This is a genomic window from Gilliamella sp. B2911 (genome assembly GCF_026536965.1).
Taxonomy (GTDB): Bacteria; Pseudomonadota; Gammaproteobacteria; order Enterobacterales; family Orbaceae; genus Gilliamella; species Gilliamella apicola_E.
On the sequence record NZ_JAFNNA010000001.1, the window covers coordinates 327238 to 346082 of the forward strand.

Genomic DNA, 18845 nt, shown 5'->3' on the forward strand with positions numbered 1-18845 from the left:
ATAATTTCCTTCGTCTAATTAAGTTGAAAGTTACTAGTATAGCTAAAAAATAACGATGATAGTTGTTGAACAGATATTAATAAAACGTAAAATTTACAGCTTTAAAAATTGTTATCTAAATATGAAGAAAAATGATTATTATGTAGAACAGTATGAAGCTATAGATGTATGAAACACAAATTCATACAAATATTAGGCGTAGTTTACAATTATTTTTTCAAATATTCTAGGTATTTTGTTTAATTGTTGATTTATATGATTAATGATTAGGAGCGATAATGTAATCGCCCCTGATATTGAACTATTCGAAAATCGTTTTGTGTAGAACCTTTATTACATCTTCAGCATCATTGCTTCTTGCTAGAAGGCAAAGATTATGGGTGCTAGCACCGTAACAACAAAGTCGAATAATAAAGTCATCTAAAGCGCCAAAGACTTCTTTAGCGATACCTTTTGTTGTGGTTAGATTGTTACCAATGATGGCAATTAGTGCTAAATCTTCTTCAACTTCAACATGGCAAACTGTTGATAATTCATCGAATAATGCTTTTGTTAATAGGCTATTTCCATTGGTATTAGTGCCTGTAGTATCAATGGTTAATGCGATACTAACTTCAGAGGTGGTGACTAAATCAACCGAAATATTATGTTTAGCCAATATGGTAAAGACATTAGCTAAAAAGCCTTGTGCGTGTAGCATATTTAAGCTAGTTAAAGTCAATAATGTTTGTTTGCGACGAAGCGCTAACGCTCTAAATGAAGGTAGTGCAGATTTTATGCTATGTGTGTTATAAACGATAGTTCCACCTGCTTCTGGTGCTTTACTTGAACCAACAAATACTGGAATATTGCTACGTACAGCAGGAACAAGTGTTGCAGGGTGTAGAACTTTAGCACCAAAGGTCGCCATTTCAGCTGCTTCAGCAAATGATATTTCGTCAATTCGTTTCGCACCAGATGTGATACGAGGATCGGTAGTATAAATACCAGCAACATCGGTCCAAATGTCTATTTGCGTGGCGTTTAAAGCCTCACCAAGAAGAGCTGCGGTATAATCACTACCACCACGGCCTAAAGTTGTGGTTTTGCCCGTACTTTCACTACCAATGAATCCTTGAGTAACTACGATAGCTTCTGGATTCAAAGATTTTAAATGTGCACAGCAAAGTTGTTTAATTTCGTCAATTTTTGGTACGGCTTTACCAAACTTGTCATCGGTACGCATCACTTTACGTACATCAAACCATAGGGCATTTTTTTGTTTTTGTTTTAATATTTCGACAAATAGTTTTGATGACATTATTTCGCCATGACTGACTAATTCATCCGTCAAAGCAGGGGAAGTTGCCAAGCTTGCAGCTTCTGATAATGAGGCAATATTTGCAATTATTTGGTCAATTTCAGCGCGTAGGGTTGGATTTTCAGGAAGATTTTCTAATATGTTGTATTGAATCGATTGAATTTTAGCGATATGTTTTGCTCTTACATTGGCATCACGACCTTCAGCTAATGCTACCAGTAAATTTGTTATACCTGCAGAGGCAGACAACACAACAACTTTGACACTAGGATTAGCTATAACAATATTGGCACTATTAACCATTGCGGGATAATCTGCAACACTAGTACCGCCAAACTTAGCAATTATAAATGATCTTTCCATGTATTCCTCATATTAAAAATTTTTATTTTTAACAGAGATAGAGCGGGCATGTCCTAATACAATTAAAAAAATACATACCATGAAGCGCTCCACCTGTTAGGGTGACAACCCAAGGGATTCAGCCCTTGCAGTCGATTTAATTGCTTTCTGGAATAACAATTAAACCTCGGCATTACATCCCCTCAATCATTTATTTGCGGCTCCAGTCCCTAAAATGATCTGCCTGAGTAATGCGCCTCTTCTTAATTCTGATTTCAGTGTCGTATAGGATTAACGATTTTACCAAATGTGTCAATAGGTTAAATATTAAAAAAAATTATAGAGCTTTGTTAAAATAAACTGTTAATTATAAACTCCGTTCAAATAATTCAATAATCGTTTGATATAGTTTTTTCACAGAACAATCTTTAGTTGGTGTGCTAAAAATCGTATCATCACCGGCAATTGAGCCTAAAATCCCTTCTGATTTACCGATTGAATCTAACAATCTCGCAATAAGCTGAGCTGCGCCTGGGCTTGTTCGAATAACAACCATTGAACTATTGTAATCAATATCTAATACTAAATTTTTTAATGGACTGCTTGTTGTTGGAACACTCATTTCAGCAGGTAAACAATAAACCATCTCAGATTTTGCGTTGCGAGTTCTTACAGCGCCAAATTTAGTTAACATTCGCGATACTTTAGATTGATTTATATTATCAAATCCTTGCTCTTGTAAGGCTTGTACGATACCTATCTGAGAACTAAACTTTTCTTGTAAAAGCATTTCTTTGAAAGTTTTAGTGAGATCTTTTTGTTTCATACTGTTCCTTTAAATTTAATTTATGACTAACTGATTAAAACAATAAGTCATATTAACGGGTTAACTAAAATGCTTGATTACGGTCAGTTATTTTTAATGATTGCTAATTAAGCTAATGTGCTTATAAAGCTTCATTCAAATATTGAATATAATCTACATAATTATGCATGACATTTGCATAAAATTAAAGATTAGATTTTATAGCATTTTTGGGACGAAATGATTTAATGATGTGATCATGTGTTTCGATGTAAGGACCTTCTAGCAGATCAATACAATATGGAACACTTGCAAATATGCCAGTAACAATAGTGTTACCTTCATCATCCTTTACACCTTCAAGTGTTTCCTTGATTGATTTTGGTCGACCTGGTAAATTCAAAATTAAACATTGCTTACGAATAACAGCAACTTGTCTGGATAAGATCGCAGTTGGAACAAAATGTAAACTAATCTGCCGCATCTGTTCGCCAAATCCGGGCATTATTCTATCTGCGATAGCTAAAGTTGCGTCAGGTGTTACATCTCTTATTGCTGGTCCTGTTCCGCCTGTGGTTAAAATCAGATTACATTGTAAATCATCAACCATTTCGCATAATGTTTTTTCAATGATGATTTGTTCATCGGGAATAATGCGTTGTTCGGTAATAAAAGCTGTTTTCAATGCAGATTTCAACCATGATAACAAAGCTGGAATACCTTCATCTTGATAAACGCCTTGTGATGCTCTATCTGATATTGAAACTAATCCAATTTTAACCATAACATTTATTCCTTAATCCATATATTTATCTAAATATTAAACAATATTGTCAATTGATTAAACATGATATCATATTATTCAAATAGCAATTTACTCAATTAGGATACATTTATGTCGTCAACACCTGCACTAGAACTTATAGCGCTTAAGAAAAAATATAAAAATGGTGTAGAAGCATTAAAAGGAATTAATTTAACTGTAGCGGCAGGAGATTTTTATGCTTTACTTGGACCAAATGGTGCAGGTAAGTCAACCACCATTGGTATTATTAGCTCTTTAGTTACTAAAACCTCAGGCCAAGTTAAAATCTTTGGATATGACTTAGATACGGATCTTGTTAATGCAAAAAGACAATTAGGACTTGTTCCTCAGGAATTTAACTTTAACCAATTTGAAGAAGTAATCCAAATTGTTACCAATCAAGGTGGTTACTATGGGTTGCCACGAAAATTGGCTTTACAACGAGCTGAAAAGTATCTGCGTATTTTAGATTTATGGGATAAACGACATAGTAGAGCTAATATGTTATCAGGTGGGATGAAAAGACGACTAATGATAGCTCGCGCACTTGTCCACGAACCTAAATTATTAATTCTGGATGAACCTACTGCTGGGGTTGATATAGAGTTACGTCGTTCCATGTGGGATTTTCTACGTGAGATTAATAAACAAGGTATCACCATTATATTAACCACGCATTATTTGGAAGAAGCAGAAATGCTTTGCCGTCACATTGGTATAATTCAGCACGGAGAATTAATTGCTAACTCTTCAATGCGTGATTTACTAGCAAAAAGTCAATCTGAAACAATTATTATTGATTATGTACCAACATCAACACCAATCTCCCTTAAAGGGTATAATTATACTGATATTGAATCTGGCATGTTAGAAGTAAACGTAGATAAACAACAAGGATTAAATCAGTTATTTGAACAACTCAATCAACAAAACATAAAAGTGATTAGTGTTCGTAATAAAGCTAATCGATTAGAAGAATTATTTGTAGATTTGTTGCGAAATGATACCAAAGGAGCTATTGATGAATAATTTATATTGGATTGCCTTAAAAAGTATTTGGCGTAAAGAAGTTACCCGATTTTTAAGAATTTGGATCCAAACACTGATTCCTCCTGTTATTACAATGTCACTATATTTTATTATTTTCGGTAATTTAATCGGTTCGCGAGTTGGTGATATGGGTGGCTTTAGTTATATGGCATTCATTGTGCCAGGCTTAATTATGATGTCGGTCATAACCAATTCATATACAAACGTCTGTTCTTCATTTTTTAGTGCTAAATTTCAACGTAATATTGAAGAAATACTTGTTGCTCCTGTTCCGACTCATATTATTATTTGGGGATATGTTGGTGGTGGTGTAATGCGTGGTTTATTAACTGGTGTGTTGGTCACTGCTGTATCGTTATTTTTTGTTAGATATGAAGTTCATTCGTGGACTTTTGTAGTTTTCACCTTATTATTAACCTCAATTTTGTTTTCATTAGCTGGATTGTTAAATGCAGTATTTGCAAAATCATTTGATGATATAAGTATTATTCCAACCTTTGTATTAACACCGTTAACTTACTTGGGCGGAGTTTTTTATTCAATCACTATGTTACCTACTTTTTGGCAATGGGTTTCTAAACTTAATCCTATTGTTTATATGATTAATGGATTTCGCTATGGTTTTTTAGGTATTAGTGATGTTTCATTAGTCATTACTTTTTCGATGCTTATATTATTTGTTAGCATTTTATATTTTATAGCATGGCGAATAATTGAAAGTGGAAGAGGTCTTAGAAGTTAGACAGAACTGACTAAACCGCCGACCAATGTCGGCGGTAAGATAAAACTTATTTTGCTCCTGCAACGGCTTCTTTTGCCATTTCAGTAATTTTAGCAAAATCACCTTTAGCAATTGCATCAGTTGGAATAAACCAAGTTCCACCAACGCAAAGAACATTATCAAGCGCTAAATAATCGCGATAGTTTTTAGGATTCACACCGCCAGTAGGGCAGAATTTCATATAACCACAAGGACCAGCAAACGCTTTTAACGCAGCAACACCGCCATTAATTTCAGCAGGGAAGAATTTTAATGCTGTTAAACCATATTCTTGAGCTGTTAATAATTCTGAAATGGTTGCAATCCCAGGAATAACTGGCACAGGGCCTTCAACTGCTGCTTTTAAAATAGAGTCAGTAATACCCGGAGTGATGATAAATTCTACACCTGCCTCAGTTACTTGTTTAAGTTGCTCTACTGTGGTTACAGTACCGGCACCGACTACAGCTTCTGGAACTTCGTTAATAATTTTCTTAATTGCGTCAAGTGCACAAGCTGTTCTTAATGTGACTTCTAGAACCTTCACGCCACCAGCAATCAATGCTTTTGCTAAAGGAACGGCATCTTCTAAACGCTCAATAACAATAACAGGAACTACTGGACCTAATGTTAAAATCTCTTCAGCGCTTTTTTTCCAATTTTTCATATGTATTACCTATACTTTATTTACTTCTATACAGCAATAAGCCCTCAAACTATTGAGGGCTTATTTTACTCATAAATACCTAATTTCTTTTCTAAATAGTGAATGTTCGTGCCACCTTTTATGAAGCCTTCATCATTTAAAATCTCTAGATGAAGTTCGATATTGGTTTTTATACCATCAATAACCAGTTCTGCTAATGCATTCTTCATGCGGGCAATAGCGACTTCACGAGTTTCACCATAGGCGATTAATTTACCGATCATTGAATCATAATATGGTGGTACAGTATAGCCAGCATATATATGTGATTCCCAACGGATACCAAATCCTCCCGGAGCATGGAAACGTGTTATTTTGCCCGGAGATGGCATAAATGTTTTTGGATCTTCGGCATTGATTCGGCATTCAATTGCATGGCCTTTAATTTCAATGTCACTTTGCTTAATTGACAAAGGTTGTCCAGCTGCAATCAGAATTTGTTCACGAATAAGATCAACTCCAGTAACCATTTCAGTAACTGGGTGTTCTACTTGAATACGAGTATTCATTTCGATGAAGTAGAATTCACCATTTTCAAATAAGAACTCAAAAGTACCTGCACCACGATATCCAATCTCGATACATGCATTAACACAACGTTCACCGATGAATTTACGCATTTTCGGTGTAATACCAACCGCTGGTGCTTCTTCAAGTACTTTTTGGTGACGTCTTTGCATTGAACAATCGCGTTCACCTAAATAAACTGCATGACCTTGTCCATCAGATAAAACCTGTATTTCGATATGGCGTGGGTTTTCTAGGAATTTTTCCATGTAAACCATATCATTATTAAATGCAGTTTTTGCTTCAAGTTTAGTCATTTTGATTGATTGTTCGAGATCTTTTTCTTCACGAACAATACGCATTCCACGACCGCCGCCGCCGCCAGACGCTTTAATAATAACTGGATAACCAATTTTTTTAGCAATTTGCTTATTAAGGTCCATATTACTGCCAAGAGGACCATCAGAACCAGGAACACAAGGTACGCCTGCTTTTTTCATTGCTTCAATGGCTGAAACTTTATCACCCATTAAACGAATAGTATCAGGTTTTGGACCGATAAATATAAAGCCTGAACGTTCAACTTGTTCAGCAAAATCCGCATTTTCTGATAAAAATCCATATCCAGGATGAATAGCTGCTGCGCCGGTTACTTCGGCAGCAGAGATTAATGCAGGGATATTAAGATAACTTTTGGCTGAAGCTGCTGGACCTATACAAACGGTTTCGTCTGCAAGTAGCACATGTTTTAAGTCTTTATCTGCCGAAGAGTGAACAGCGACAGTTTTAATTCCAAGTTCTTTACATGCTCTTAAAATACGAAGAGCGATTTCTCCGCGGTTAGCAATAAGAATTTTATCAAGCATATTCAATCTCTTAATCGTCTAAGTTAACAAATAATTCTGATTATTCAATAATGAATAGTGGTTGATCGAATTCAACTGGTTGACCATTTTCAACTAAGATAGCTTTAATGGTCCCTGCTTTTTCTGATTCAATTTGGTTCATCATTTTCATTGCTTCAACAATGCAAAGCACATCACCAACATTTACAGACTGACCGACTTCAACAAATGCTTTAGATTCAGGGCTTGGAGTTCGATAGAACGTACCAACCATTGGTGATTTTATGGTTGTGCCACTATTAGTTTCTGTGATGACTTCTGCTTCAACTGTAGCCGCAGTGACTGTAGGAGCAGGAACAGCAACCGGTTGGGGAATTTGAATGTTTTGCACTGGAGCTGTATAGGTAGGTGTCGACCGACTAATTCGAACCGATTCTTCACCCTCAGAAATTTCAAGCTCAGAAATACCTGATTCTTCTACTAATTCAATTAACTTTTTAATTTTACGTATATCCATGAATTACACCGTGTTTATTTGATATAAATAACAATTATTTTAATGTACCTTTAATATCTTAAAAGTAATCTTTTAATTCGATACTAAAAATAGTAACTCAACATTAACGCGGAAGGATACACTGTAAATCATAATTTGTCATTATATATCTCCTTTACAAACACTTGTTATACTATTTTCTAGGTATTATTTTTAAATTGCGATACAATATAACCCTTAATTATTATTGAGGCTGGCTGTGGTTTTTATCTGATAAATGAACTATTATTTGTCGGATAAAATTAAAATATATATTTTGTAGACGCCTAAGTTTGCTTCTAATACTCAAATATATTTAAACAAGATTAATTCTAGGAAGAGTTTTTATTATGTTCAAAAAAGTTCGCGGCTTGTTTTCAAATGATTTATCGATTGATTTAGGTACAGCCAACACGCTTATTTATGTAAAAGGGCAAGGCATTGTGCTTAACGAACCTTCAGTTGTTGCCATTCGTCAAGATCGCTCAGGAACACCTAAAAGTGTTGCTGCCGTTGGCCATGCTGCGAAACAGATGCTAGGGCGAACACCTGGTAATATTGCAGCTATCAGACCAATGAAAGACGGTGTGATTGCAGACTTTTCCGTCACTGAAAAAATGTTACAGTATTTTATTCGACAAGTTCACAGCCATAGCTTCTTAAGACCAAGCCCTCGTGTATTGGTTTGTGTGCCAGTTGGCGCAACACAAGTGGAACGTCGTGCTATTCGTGAATCAGCATTAGGTGCTGGTGCTCGTGAAGTTTATTTAATTGAAGAACCAATGGCTGCGGCAATTGGTGCTGATTTACCAGTTTCTGCACCAACTGGTTCAATGGTTGTTGATATCGGTGGCGGTACAACAGAAGTGGCTGTTATTTCATTAAATGGTGTAGTTTATTCCGCTTCTGCACGCATTGGCGGAGACCGTTTTGATGAAGCAATAATCAATTATGTTCGTCGCAATTATGGTGCATTAATTGGTGAAGCGACCGCAGAAAAAATTAAACACTTCATTGGAAGTGCTTATCCAGGTGATGAAGTCCTTGAAATCGAAGTACGTGGTCGTAACTTAGCTGAAGGTGTGCCACGTAGTTTTACACTAAATTCGAATGAAATCTTAGAAGCATTACAAGAGCCATTAAGTGGTATTGTTAGTGCTGTTAAAGTTGCTCTAGAACAATGTCCTCCAGAACTAGCTTCTGATATTTCAGAACATGGTATGGTATTGACTGGTGGTGGTGCATTATTACGTAATATTGATAAATTATTATCTGCTGAAACAGGGATTCACGTTGTTGTAGCTGAAGACCCACTTACTTGCGTAGCTCGTGGTGGTGGTAAAGCTCTTGATATGGTAGATATGCATGGTGGTGATCTCTTCAGTGAAGAGTAATAATATTACTAGCAAGTAACGAATATTTCATTTTTTCCGCCGACATTGTCGGCGGAGTCATATCTTAAAATAGTTAAATTCTAGATATATAACAGGTAAATACTGGACAATGAAATTACTTTTTTCTAAACGTTCGCCTCTGAGTGTTCAATTATTTATATCACTGGCACTCGCTTTGACGTTAATAGTGTTAGATATCAATTATCGTCCTTTTAAAGAGGTTCGTTATTATTTAGATACCTTAATTTCGCCACTTTATCATGTTTCAAATGCACCAAAATCATCATTTGATTCGCTGTATGAAATGTCGAAAACACAAGAGACACTAATTAAAGAAAATGCAGAACTGCAAGAAACCTTAATGCAACAAAAAAGTAATCTATTATTGCTTGAACATTTAAAGCATGAAAATGACCGCCTAAGAGGGCTATTAGGTTCACCTTTAAGACATGATGAACATAAAATGGCTGCTCAAGTATTATTAGCTGATACTGATCCTTACGTTTATCAAGTGGTAATTAATAAAGGTAAAAATGACGGTGTATATATAGGCCAGCCGGTAGTAGATGAAAAAGGTATTGTTGGACAAATTTATCAAACCGCTCAATCAACAAGCCGAGCGATCTTAGTTTGTGATTATCAACATGCAATTCCAGTACAAGTATTAAGAAATGATATTTCAATGGTAGCTGTCGGTAATGGATGCAGTAACGATTTAACGCTTGATTTTTTACCTAACAATGTTGATGTCAAAGTTGGTGATGTTCTAGTCACTTCTGGACTTGATGGTCGCTTCCCAGAAGGGTACCCAGTGGCTGTCGTTAGCTCAGTAAAGCTTGATATAAGTGATTCCACCCCCATTATTTCTGCTACGCCAACCGCAGATTTAAAACGTTTACGTTATCTACTGTTATTGTGGGGCGATCAAGGAGTAAAACATGAGGGGTAATAATCGAATTAGTATACTGGTTATTTGGTTAACGTTGCTAATTGGCTTATGTGTACAAATCATACCGTGGTCACCTGAATATAATATGTTTAAGCCACATTTATTAATGTTAATTATGGCCTATTGGTTAATAGCATTACCGCACCGAATTGGTATGAGCATAGCATTTTTATTAGGTATCATTTTAGATCTATTCTCAGGATCGCTTTTAGGTATTCACGCATTTATTTTTTCATGCGTGGCTTATTTGTTAATGTTTAAATTCCAGTTAATCCGTAATTTAGCTTTATGGCAACAATCAATTATTATTTTTGCCGTTTCGCTTTGTTATAATATATTAGTATTTCTGTTTCAAGTCAGTATTTATCATACCATAACGATTTCACCTTTAATTTTAGTATCTAGTTTTGTTGATGGGGTATTATGGATAGTGATTTATCTATTCTTACGACTAATAAGACGGAACTTTGCTATTAATTAATAAGGGATCATTATGTCTGTCGAATTATTAATGAACGTAACGCCATCAGAAACTCGGGTGGCATATATTGAAGATGGGATATTACAAGAAATCCACGTAGATCGTGAATCACGTCGAGGTATTGTAGGAAATATCTATAAAGGCAAAATCATTCGTATTTTACCGGGTATGCAAGCTGCGTTTGTTGATATCGGTCTTGAAAAAGCTGCTTTTTTGCACGCCTCGGATATCATGCCGCATACCGAATGCGTATCGGACAGTGAACAAGAACAGTTTCAAGTTAAAGATATTTCTGAATTGGTACGTCAAGGCCAAGATTTAATGGTACAAGTTGTTAAAGATCCTTTGGGGACTAAAGGTGCCAGACTTACTACAGATATAACTTTACCTTCGCGTTATTTAGTTTTAATGCCTGGTCCTAACTCTGCTCATGTAGCGACATCGCAACGAATTGAATCGGAAGAAGAGCGTGAAAGGCTTAAAAAAATTGTTGAACAATATGTTACCGATGAAAGTGGTTTTATTGTTAGAACTGCTGCCGAAGGAGCAAATGCTCACGAACTTGAACAAGATGCCAATTTTTTAAAACGTTTATGGGCAAAAATTCAAGAACGAATGGCGCGTCCAATCAGCAAATATTTAGTCTATGGTGAGCTTGCTTTATCTCAACGAGTATTACGGGATTTTGTTGGCGACCCAATTGAACGAATTTTGGTTGACTCTAAACTTACTTATGATTTGTTGGTTGAGTTTACACAGGAATTTATGCCAGAAGTTACCAACAAATTAACCCATTATCGCGGTAATATCCCAATTTTCGATCTGTATGATATTGAAAACGAAATTCAACGAGCGTTAGACCGTAAAGTCAAATTAAAATCGGGTGGTTATTTAATTATTGATCAAACCGAAGCTATGACGACCATTGATATTAATACTGGTGCATTTGTAGGTCATCGTAATTTAGAAGAAACTATTTTCAACACCAATATCGAAGCAACCATTGCGATTGCGCGTCAATTACGATTACGCAATTTAGGCGGTATTATCATTATCGATTTTATTGATATGCAAGAAGATATTCACCGTGAACGAGTGTTACTATCTTTACAAGACTTTTTAGCCAAAGACCGAGCACGAACATCCGTGAACACTTTCTCTGGTTTGGGGTTAGTTGAAATGACACGTAAGCGGACTCGAGAAAGTATTGGTCATATACTTTGTGAAGAGTGTCCTGCATGTAAAGGTCGAGGTATTGTTAAATCAGTAGAAACGGTTTGTAATGAAATACTCCGTGAAATTGTTCGTATATACAAAGCTCACCGCTCTGAATACTTTTTGGTTTATGCCTCAGCTGCAGTGGCTAATGCATTAACGACGGATGAATCACATGCGCTAGCAGAAGTTGAAGTGTTTGTTGGCAAACGTGTTGAAGTAAAAGTTGAACCACTTTATATTCAAGAACAATATGATGTAGTACTTATGTAATAATACATTTTACAGTTTTTATATTGATAATCATTAGATTAAGGAATTTATGAACGTAGCCCAAGTGAGTGAACGGTTACTCAATCCAAATAACTTAAATCAGCAAGATATAGTAAATTTGCTTGATATGCTTAGTTCAAGGCAAATTGATTTTGGTGATTTATATTTTTTATCTGGTTATTACGAAAGTTGGTCTCTTGAAGATAGCATTATTAAAAATGCCTCTTTTCATCGCGATCAAGGTGTTGGTGTTAGAGCGATTATTGGTGAAAAAACAGGATTTGCTTATACTGATCAGCTTTCTTTAGCTCGATTAGAGCAAAGTGTATTAGCCGCAAACTCTATTACTAAAAATCAAACCCCCATTATGGTTACTCCATTTAAAACGGCTAACAATATCATCAAGTATCCATCGCTTAATCCGATAAATAGCTTTTCGCAAGAGCAAAAAATTGCCTTATTACACCAAGTTGATAAGTTAGCACGTTCAATTGATCCAAGAGTCATTGAAGTTTCAGCAAGCTTAATTGGTAGTTATGAAGACATTTTAATCGCTGGCACTGATGGTACCTTATGTGCAGATGTTAGGCCTTTAGTTCGCTTATCAGTATCCGTCCTTGTCGAACAAGATGGTAAACGTGAACGAGGGAGTAGTGGCGGTGGTGGTCGATTTAGTTATGACTATTTTTTAACGACTAATGCGAAAACAGGTGAAAGTTATGTAGATAGTTATACCCGAGAAGCTGTGCGTCAAGCTTTAGTTTTGCTCTCAGCCAAACCGGCTCCAGCAGGCACCATGCCAGTTGTTTTAGGTGCAGGTTGGCCAGGTGTGTTACTTCACGAAGCAGTAGGACACGGGTTAGAGGGAGACTTTAATCGTAAAAATAGTTCTGTGTTTTCAGGAAAAATTGGCGAACAAGTTACCTCAGAGCTTTGTACTATCGTTGATGATGGAACCATTGAAAATCGTCGAGGTTCACTCTCTATTGATGATGAAGGTACGCCAAGTCAAAAAACGGTATTAATCGAAAACGGTGTTTTAAAAGGCTACATGTTTGATAAGCTTAATGCAAAATTAATGAATTGCCATTCGACTGGCAATGGTCGCCGTGAAGGGTATGCCTGTTTACCTATGCCTAGAATGACCAATACCTACATGCTAGCGGGAACATCGAGTTTTGATGAAATCATCCAAAGTGTAGATTATGGACTATATGCACCTAATTTTGCAGGAGGGCAAGTCGATATAACTTCAGGGAAATTTGTCTTCTCAACTTCAGAAGCCTATTTAATTGAAAAAGGTAAAATTACTACGGCGGTCACAGGTGCAACGCTTATTGGATCAGGTATTGAAACGATGCAACAAATTTCAATGGTAGGCAATGATCTCGAACTTGATCCAGGTGTTGGTGTTTGTGGTAAAGCAGGGCAAAGCGTTCCTGTTGGAGTTGGTCAACCGACTTTAAAAGTGAATAATTTAACCGTAGGTGGTACTATTAACCACTAATAATAATACATTAATGAGAAAATAAGCTAAATGGATACAATCATTACACTATACCAAGCATTTGTTCATATGGATATAAAAACACTCTCAAACCCAGATGTGTTATGGATATTATATGGAATGCTATTTGTCATCATTCTATTAGAAAACGGTGTGTTACCCGCTGCTTTTTTACCGGGTGATAGTTTACTGTTTCTAACTGGCGTATTGATAAGTCTTGATGTTTTTCATTTTGGTCTTATAAACTTAATTCTAATTGCTGGTGCTGCCTTCGGCACATGGCTCGGTTATGCACAAGGCCGGTGGTTGGGTAATACCAAAACTGTACAGAATTGGATGGCACATTTGCCAGAAAAATATCACCATAAATCAGAGGTACTATTCCACAAATATGGCTTACAAGCACTATTTATTGGACGATTTATTGCATTTGTTCGCACATTATTACCAATGATGGCGGGGTTATCAGGTTTGCATAGCCGTAAATTTCACATCTACAATTGGGTAAGTGCAACATTATGGATATTTTTGATTGTTACATTAGGCTATTTATTTGGTTTATCACCAATTTTTAAAACATACGAAAAACAGATTATGTCTTTATTAATGTTAATACCAGTATTTTTATTGGTATTAGGATTAGTATTTTCGATTTGGTTAGCAGTAAAGCGTTGGTTAAGTAATAAAAAACAAGCAAAGCAAAACCGTAAAGAATAAAAAGGTGAAATTAACCGATAAGCCGGGTTCTGTCGTGGACAATCATTCCTCTAGGCTAATACTCACGCATTAGCTCAAGCAGTCTACCCGGATTCAACGCGGGCCGCGCCAATGAATCCCTATTTGACCTTGCTCCGAGTGGAGTTTACCATGCCACAACTGTTACCAGCTGCGCGGTGCGCTCTTACCGCACCCTTTCACCCTTACCTGATCTTATTGCTAAGCCATCGGCGGTATACTTTCTGTTGCACTAGTCGTGAATGTTCGCTCTCGCCAACACCCCCCAGGCGTTACCTGGCACTCTGCCCTATGGAGCCCGGACTTTCCTCCCCTCTGTTTGTCTCCCTTTTACAAGGGACTACAACAAAGCAGCGATTGTCTGGTTAATTTCGCAAATGAGTATAACGTAATAAAGACTTTTGTCCAGAGCGGAATAAAGTATATGAATGGAATCTAAACAAAATATGAAATTAAAATCTGAGAATAAGGGGATTTAACGGTAAGAACAATCATTAAGCAAATAGATAAAAAAGCACATCTAATTGATGTGCTTAATAATCAAATGATAATTACCACTTCTTCTGTTTATTGTTTTGCGAATAGTTAAACCAAGTTACAACACCTTGGTTTACCACTACTTCTAACGTACCTTCAAGAATGTCGTATTGAGTTTCCCCAAAAATTGCATTTTTGGTTGAACTTTTTTTAAGATATGTATAAGTCCATTTTGATTCGTTAGCATTAATACTAACCTTACTTGCTGGTTGACCAAAAATATGCAGCAGTTGTGCCTCAGTGGTTGAGCCTTCAACAATTTTATCCACTTTCTCATGACTTAGTGGGGTACCTTGTTCTAAATAATTTTTTTGTGAACATGCGGATAATGCTAATACTGAAAATAAAAGCACCAAAATTTTACTAAGATTTTTCATAATAATTGCCTATTAAACTATGATTTATATCAAAAGATGGCTAATCATAGCATAGGATTAATATTGATGAAAATAATCAAGTTAGTTTAAATAAAGAAAATAGATGAATTGAATTGATAAAAGAATAAAGCAAAAACGAACACATGAAAACAAGTGTTTCTATATGTTTCCATATGTTTGTAAAAAAGTGTTAATTAGATTGTTGTCAGTTAATGATTTGAAGATGTATTATCTGAACTTTTTCTCAAAACTCGCTTAATTGGCTGTCTTGTCATTGAATTTATATAACGGCTTGGCCAAATTTGCGAGGGTTTTAAATTGAGTGCTTTAGCGATAATTGACTCTCCTTTTGTCCAAGGTCTAACAAGCGCATTGCTAAGTGTTGAGGAACTTAGTCCGGATTGACGAGATAGTTCAGCGAGAGTTGTCCCTTTCTTTTTTAATGCGGCAATAATGTCTGCTTTATGCCAATCATTAGATTTAATCTCCATTTTTTTCTTCCTTCTTAGTTTATAACCTTAAATATCTATGTTATGCTTTCTAGTTATCAAAACCAGTAAGTTTATAATTTAACTTTAAATAACAATGGTAAGTAGTTTCTTAATATTGTATCAAAGTTTCTTTAATTTCTATAACTTTTTCTTGTTTCTTAAAATAGGATTATTAGAATGAAAGAGTGGTTCTCACCAAAAGAACTATTAAGTATTGCAGGGATGCCATCAACAACACAAGGTATAAATCGTAAAGCAAGATCTGAAAACTGGACTTCTCGTAAACGTTCAGGCGTTCGTGGTAAAGCTATTGAATATCACATTAGCAGCTTGTCAATAGATGTTAAAAAAGCTTTGTATCTAGAGGAAGAGAGTGCAACTTACGTTGTTTCGCCAATTAATCCATTACAACTGTGGATGACAGCATTTGAACAATTATCTACAGAAGAACAAACGATTGTCAGTTCATGGATAATGCGAAATGGTATCAAAGATTTTATTTCTTTTATTAACAAACACAAAAAAGATAATTAGTGTTATTGTACAAGCTGAGATATACTTTATCGTCAGAAAATTATTAGTAGCAATGGAATAATCAATGGAAAATCAGTTTCAATTAACAAATACTAAAGAGATTATTAATTATTTAAACCAGCAGTTTCCTAATTGTTTTACTATTGAAGGGGAAGCAAAGCCTTTAAAAATTGGCATCTTTCAAGATATTATTTCTCGCCTAGAAAATAGTGAATTATTGAGCAAAACCAAACTTCGCATTGCACTTAGAGCCTACACCATGGGTTGGCGCTATCTATATTGCATAAAGGAAGGTGCAAATCGCGTTGACTTAGATGGTAACCCAACTGAAGTTATTACCAAAGAACAAATGGAACATGCTCAGCAACAATTAAAAGAAAGCAAGGAGCAAGCTAAGGAAAGGGCAAAACAAAAACGTAAAGCAGCCCCTAAACCTTCTCGAAAACCTAGAGCTTTGAAAATTGGTGATTTTGTTCGAGTCAATGTTGGTCAAAAACCAGTCAAAGGACAGATCATCACTATTGAAAAAGAGCACATCAAAGTCAAAGTAGGAACAGGAATGGAACTAACAGTCAAACCTGAGCATATTATTAATCGATAGAGAATTTATATGAATAAGTTACTGAAAGGTTTTGTTAAATTCGGTCTCATTTTATGTATTATTAGTACAACGGCTCAGGCCAAAGCTCCTGCAACGGAACAAATTCCAGTTCTAAAACAAGATGAAGTACATCAAGTTGTTGCCAAACGAGTAACTAATTTCTTTACTCAATCACATTATCGTGATTTTTCCTTAGATGGTGCATTTTCAGCTAAAATTTTCGATCGCTATTTCAAATTATTAGATGGTAATAAAACTATCTTTCTTCAAGATGATGTAAATAAATTCCGTAATTACCAAGAACAATTAGGTCAAGAATTAAGAGATGGCGATCTAAAAACAGCTTACGATATCTACAACCTTTTTTTACAAAAACGCTACAACCGATATCAATATGCGCTTGAAGTATTGCAACGTCCAATGGACTTTAGCGCTAAAGACGAAATTAATTTTAAGCGTGAAGACCTAGCATGGGCAACTAATGAAAAAGAACTTGATGACTATTGGGAAAAACGCGTTAAATATGACGAGCTAAATTTAGCATTAACGGGTAAAAACGAGACTCAGATTCGTGAAGTATTAACTAAACGATATAAACGCGTATTAAAAACTATTGAACAATCTAATAATGAAGATTGTTTCCAAGTCTTTATGAATGCGTTTGCTCGCGAAATTGACCCTCATACTAGCTATTTAGCGCCGCGTAAAAAACGGGATTTTGATTCTGAAATGAGTTTATCTTTTGAAGGAATCGGTGCCACACTTAGTCAACAAGATGATTATACTGTAATCATGTCATTTGTAACTGGCGGCCCAGCCGAAAAAAGTAAATTATTAACAGTTGGCGATAAAATTATCGGGGTTGGGCAAAGCAATTCTCCTATAGAAGATGTAATCGGTTGGCGTTTAGAGGATATTGTTGACAAAATACGCGGTCCTAAAAACACCATAGTAAAATTAGAAATTTTACCAGCGGGCAATAACAGCAAACCTAAAATCATTGAACTTAAACGTGACAAAATTCATTTTGAAGATCGAGAAGCAAAATTAAAAGTTATCAATAATAGCCGAGGCAAAGTCGGTATTATTGAAATACCAAGCTTCTATATTGGGTTAAGCAAAAAGGTTCAATCATTATTAATGGAAGCTAACAGCGAAAAATTACAAGGCCTAGTTATTGATTTGCGCAATAATGGTGGTGGTTCCTTAGCTGAAGTTATTGAGTTAACAGGTTTATTTATTGACAATGGTCCAGTCGTACAAGTGCGTGATAACCTTCAAAAAATCACGACTTATGATGACAAAAATAAAGGTATTGACTACAGCGGTCCAATTGTTGTGATGATTAACCGTTATAGTGCTTCAGCATCAGAAATTTTCTCAGCAGCGATGCAAGATTATGGTCGGGCAGTAATTGTTGGTGAAACCACCTATGGCAAGGGAACAGTACAAACTTCACGAGGTATCTCATACCCAGTTGATGCCCGTTTACACCCAAGCTGGCCTGAACTTGGTGGTGCTCAATATACTGTCCAAAAATTCTATCGTATTAATGGTGGCAGTACCCAATTAAAGGGTGTTGATCCTGATATTGAAATGACCAAAAGCCAATATGTTGATGAAACTGGTGAACGATTCTTAGATAATGCTATGCCATGGGATAAAATTCCTTCTGCAGACTATTTAACTGTAGCAAACATCAAACCACTATTAGCAAACTTAAAATCGCAACATGAAGCTCGAATTGCTAAAAACCCAGAATTCAACTATATCGAAGAAGACATTAAAGAATTTAATAGCAAAAAAAATGACAATCTCACTGTCTCATTAAATAAAAATGAACGTGAAACAGAGCAAAAAACTAAAGAAGAGCGAGACCTTAAGCGTATGAATGAACGTTTAAACCGTGCAGGTCTAGCACCTATTAAAAATTTAAAGGAACTACCTAAAGATTATAAACAGCCAGATCCATTCTTAGATGAATCGGTAGAGATCTTGTTTGACTTAATACCTAATTATCCAAGTATTGAAGAAAGTAAAAACTTAGGTGGATTTTTATCTTTAGATACACCAATTGAATAGTGTTAAAACAAAAG

The 18845-nt window shown here is 35.6% G+C and carries 19 protein-coding genes, 1 other RNA gene and 1 riboswitch; of the genes, 11 read left to right on the top strand and 9 right to left on the bottom strand.

What is annotated here, in order from left to right:
* Nucleotides 1–301 precede the first annotated feature (301 nt).
* The 3 genes from lysC to mog all read right to left on the bottom strand — a co-directional run bounded on the left by lysC (nt 302) and on the right by mog (nt 3231).
* A complete protein-coding gene (gene lysC / locus J3U27_RS01425) occupies nt 302–1663 on the bottom strand; it encodes a lysine-sensitive aspartokinase 3 (protein ID WP_065734282.1) in 1362 nt (453 codons plus the stop codon).
* Between the two features lie 74 nt (nt 1664–1737).
* Nucleotides 1738–1912, bottom strand: a riboswitch (Lysine riboswitch).
* Nucleotides 1913–2009: 97 nt separating this feature from the next.
* Complete coding sequence (gene argR, locus J3U27_RS01430) at nt 2010–2468, bottom strand: transcriptional regulator ArgR (RefSeq protein WP_065734283.1); 459 nt, start codon at nt 2466–2468, stop codon at nt 2010–2012.
* 184 nt (nt 2469–2652) lie between these two features.
* On the bottom strand, nt 2653–3231 hold the full coding sequence (mog, locus tag J3U27_RS01435; RefSeq protein WP_267376645.1) for a molybdopterin adenylyltransferase: 579 nt from the start codon (nt 3229–3231) through the stop codon (nt 2653–2655).
* Nucleotides 3232–3342: 111 nt separating this feature from the next.
* Between mog and J3U27_RS01440 the strand changes: the two genes are divergently transcribed.
* Nucleotides 3343–4281, top strand: coding sequence for an ABC transporter ATP-binding protein (locus J3U27_RS01440; RefSeq protein WP_065734285.1), 939 nt, complete (start codon nt 3343–3345; stop codon nt 4279–4281).
* Nucleotides 4274–5044: an ABC transporter permease gene (locus J3U27_RS01445; protein WP_065562219.1), complete on the top strand. Its 771-nt coding sequence runs from the start codon at nt 4274–4276 to the stop codon at nt 5042–5044. The genes J3U27_RS01440 and J3U27_RS01445 overlap by 8 nt, the downstream gene beginning before the upstream one ends.
* 46 nt (nt 5045–5090) lie before the next feature.
* Here J3U27_RS01445 and J3U27_RS01450 read toward each other — a convergent pair whose 3' ends face one another.
* The 3 genes from J3U27_RS01450 to accB all read right to left on the bottom strand — a co-directional run bounded on the left by J3U27_RS01450 (nt 5091) and on the right by accB (nt 7637).
* Entirely contained in the window at nt 5091–5729 is a 639-nt protein-coding gene (locus J3U27_RS01450) for a bifunctional 4-hydroxy-2-oxoglutarate aldolase/2-dehydro-3-deoxy-phosphogluconate aldolase (RefSeq protein WP_065562218.1), read from the bottom strand.
* 65 nt (nt 5730–5794) lie between these two features.
* Entirely contained in the window at nt 5795–7141 is a 1347-nt protein-coding gene (gene accC / locus J3U27_RS01455) for an acetyl-CoA carboxylase biotin carboxylase subunit (RefSeq protein WP_065562217.1), read from the bottom strand.
* A 40-nt stretch (nt 7142–7181) separates the two neighbouring features.
* On the bottom strand, nt 7182–7637 hold the full coding sequence (gene accB / locus J3U27_RS01460; protein WP_065562216.1) for an acetyl-CoA carboxylase biotin carboxyl carrier protein: 456 nt from the start codon (nt 7635–7637) through the stop codon (nt 7182–7184).
* Between the two features lie 368 nt (nt 7638–8005).
* Between accB and J3U27_RS01465 the strand changes: the two genes are divergently transcribed.
* From J3U27_RS01465 to J3U27_RS01490, 6 genes are all read left to right on the top strand, one after another.
* Entirely contained in the window at nt 8006–9049 is a 1044-nt protein-coding gene (locus J3U27_RS01465; protein ID WP_065562215.1) for a rod shape-determining protein, read from the top strand.
* Between the two features lie 109 nt (nt 9050–9158).
* Nucleotides 9159–9998, top strand: a complete 840-nt coding sequence (gene mreC, locus J3U27_RS01470; RefSeq protein WP_065562214.1) for a rod shape-determining protein MreC — start codon at nt 9159–9161, stop codon at nt 9996–9998.
* Nucleotides 9988–10479, top strand: a complete 492-nt coding sequence (mreD, locus tag J3U27_RS01475) for a rod shape-determining protein MreD (protein WP_065734286.1) — start codon at nt 9988–9990, stop codon at nt 10477–10479. The genes mreC and mreD overlap by 11 nt, the downstream gene beginning before the upstream one ends.
* Nucleotides 10480–10491: 12 nt before the next feature.
* Nucleotides 10492–11967 (top strand): ribonuclease G, encoded by a 1476-nt coding sequence (rng, locus tag J3U27_RS01480; protein WP_065562212.1) that lies wholly within the window; start codon nt 10492–10494, stop codon nt 11965–11967.
* Nucleotides 11968–12016: 49 nt separating this feature from the next.
* Nucleotides 12017–13474, top strand: coding sequence for a metalloprotease TldD (tldD, locus tag J3U27_RS01485; protein ID WP_065734287.1), 1458 nt, complete (start codon nt 12017–12019; stop codon nt 13472–13474).
* A gap of 30 nt (nt 13475–13504) precedes the next feature.
* A complete protein-coding gene (locus J3U27_RS01490) occupies nt 13505–14191 on the top strand; it encodes a DedA family protein (protein WP_065562210.1) in 687 nt (228 codons plus the stop codon).
* Nucleotides 14192–14193: 2 nt separating this feature from the next.
* On the opposite strand, the gene rnpB is transcribed toward J3U27_RS01490, so the two are convergent.
* The 3 genes from rnpB to J3U27_RS01505 all read right to left on the bottom strand — a co-directional run bounded on the left by rnpB (nt 14194) and on the right by J3U27_RS01505 (nt 15614).
* Nucleotides 14194–14582: RNase P RNA component class A (gene rnpB / locus J3U27_RS01495), an RNA gene on the bottom strand.
* 178 nt (nt 14583–14760) lie between these two features.
* Nucleotides 14761–15123: an outer membrane protein assembly factor BamE domain-containing protein gene (bamE, locus tag J3U27_RS01500; RefSeq protein ID WP_065562209.1), complete on the bottom strand. Its 363-nt coding sequence runs from the start codon at nt 15121–15123 to the stop codon at nt 14761–14763.
* Between the two features lie 209 nt (nt 15124–15332).
* Nucleotides 15333–15614, bottom strand: a complete 282-nt coding sequence (locus J3U27_RS01505; protein WP_065562208.1) for a helix-turn-helix domain-containing protein — start codon at nt 15612–15614, stop codon at nt 15333–15335.
* Between the two features lie 177 nt (nt 15615–15791).
* Between J3U27_RS01505 and J3U27_RS01510 the strand changes: the two genes are divergently transcribed.
* The 3 genes from J3U27_RS01510 to prc all read left to right on the top strand — a co-directional run bounded on the left by J3U27_RS01510 (nt 15792) and on the right by prc (nt 18831).
* A complete protein-coding gene (locus tag J3U27_RS01510; protein ID WP_065734288.1) occupies nt 15792–16148 on the top strand; it encodes a DNA-binding protein in 357 nt (118 codons plus the stop codon).
* A 64-nt stretch (nt 16149–16212) separates the two neighbouring features.
* Complete coding sequence (proQ, locus tag J3U27_RS01515) at nt 16213–16749, top strand: RNA chaperone ProQ (RefSeq protein ID WP_065562206.1); 537 nt, start codon at nt 16213–16215, stop codon at nt 16747–16749.
* Between the two features lie 9 nt (nt 16750–16758).
* On the top strand, nt 16759–18831 hold the full coding sequence (gene prc / locus J3U27_RS01520) for a carboxy terminal-processing peptidase (RefSeq protein ID WP_267376646.1): 2073 nt from the start codon (nt 16759–16761) through the stop codon (nt 18829–18831).
* Nucleotides 18832–18845: the final 14 nt, after the last annotated feature.

Excerpts from the sequence above, each read along its gene's own strand:
- lysC (WP_065734282.1), bottom strand. The coding sequence starts at position 1,663 with ATGGAAAGATCATTTATAATTGCTAAGTTTGGCGGTACTAGTGTTGCA.
- argR (WP_065734283.1), bottom strand. The coding sequence starts at position 2,468 with ATGAAACAAAAAGATCTCACTAAAACTTTCAAAGAAATGCTTTTACAA.
- mog (WP_267376645.1), bottom strand. The coding sequence starts at position 3,231 with ATGGTTAAAATTGGATTAGTTTCAATATCAGATAGAGCATCACAAGGC.
- J3U27_RS01440 (WP_065734285.1), top strand. The coding sequence starts at position 3,343 with ATGTCGTCAACACCTGCACTAGAACTTATAGCGCTTAAGAAAAAATAT.
- J3U27_RS01445 (WP_065562219.1), top strand. The coding sequence starts at position 4,274 with ATGAATAATTTATATTGGATTGCCTTAAAAAGTATTTGGCGTAAAGAA.
- J3U27_RS01450 (WP_065562218.1), bottom strand. The coding sequence starts at position 5,729 with ATGAAAAATTGGAAAAAAAGCGCTGAAGAGATTTTAACATTAGGTCCA.
- accC (WP_065562217.1), bottom strand. The coding sequence starts at position 7,141 with ATGCTTGATAAAATTCTTATTGCTAACCGCGGAGAAATCGCTCTTCGT.
- accB (WP_065562216.1), bottom strand. The coding sequence starts at position 7,637 with ATGGATATACGTAAAATTAAAAAGTTAATTGAATTAGTAGAAGAATCA.
- J3U27_RS01465 (WP_065562215.1), top strand. The coding sequence starts at position 8,006 with ATGTTCAAAAAAGTTCGCGGCTTGTTTTCAAATGATTTATCGATTGAT.
- mreC (WP_065562214.1), top strand. The coding sequence starts at position 9,159 with ATGAAATTACTTTTTTCTAAACGTTCGCCTCTGAGTGTTCAATTATTT.
- mreD (WP_065734286.1), top strand. The coding sequence starts at position 9,988 with ATGAGGGGTAATAATCGAATTAGTATACTGGTTATTTGGTTAACGTTG.
- rng (WP_065562212.1), top strand. The coding sequence starts at position 10,492 with ATGTCTGTCGAATTATTAATGAACGTAACGCCATCAGAAACTCGGGTG.
- tldD (WP_065734287.1), top strand. The coding sequence starts at position 12,017 with ATGAACGTAGCCCAAGTGAGTGAACGGTTACTCAATCCAAATAACTTA.
- J3U27_RS01490 (WP_065562210.1), top strand. The coding sequence starts at position 13,505 with ATGGATACAATCATTACACTATACCAAGCATTTGTTCATATGGATATA.
- bamE (WP_065562209.1), bottom strand. The coding sequence starts at position 15,123 with ATGAAAAATCTTAGTAAAATTTTGGTGCTTTTATTTTCAGTATTAGCA.
- J3U27_RS01505 (WP_065562208.1), bottom strand. The coding sequence starts at position 15,614 with ATGGAGATTAAATCTAATGATTGGCATAAAGCAGACATTATTGCCGCA.
- J3U27_RS01510 (WP_065734288.1), top strand. The coding sequence starts at position 15,792 with ATGAAAGAGTGGTTCTCACCAAAAGAACTATTAAGTATTGCAGGGATG.
- proQ (WP_065562206.1), top strand. The coding sequence starts at position 16,213 with ATGGAAAATCAGTTTCAATTAACAAATACTAAAGAGATTATTAATTAT.
- prc (WP_267376646.1), top strand. The coding sequence starts at position 16,759 with ATGAATAAGTTACTGAAAGGTTTTGTTAAATTCGGTCTCATTTTATGT.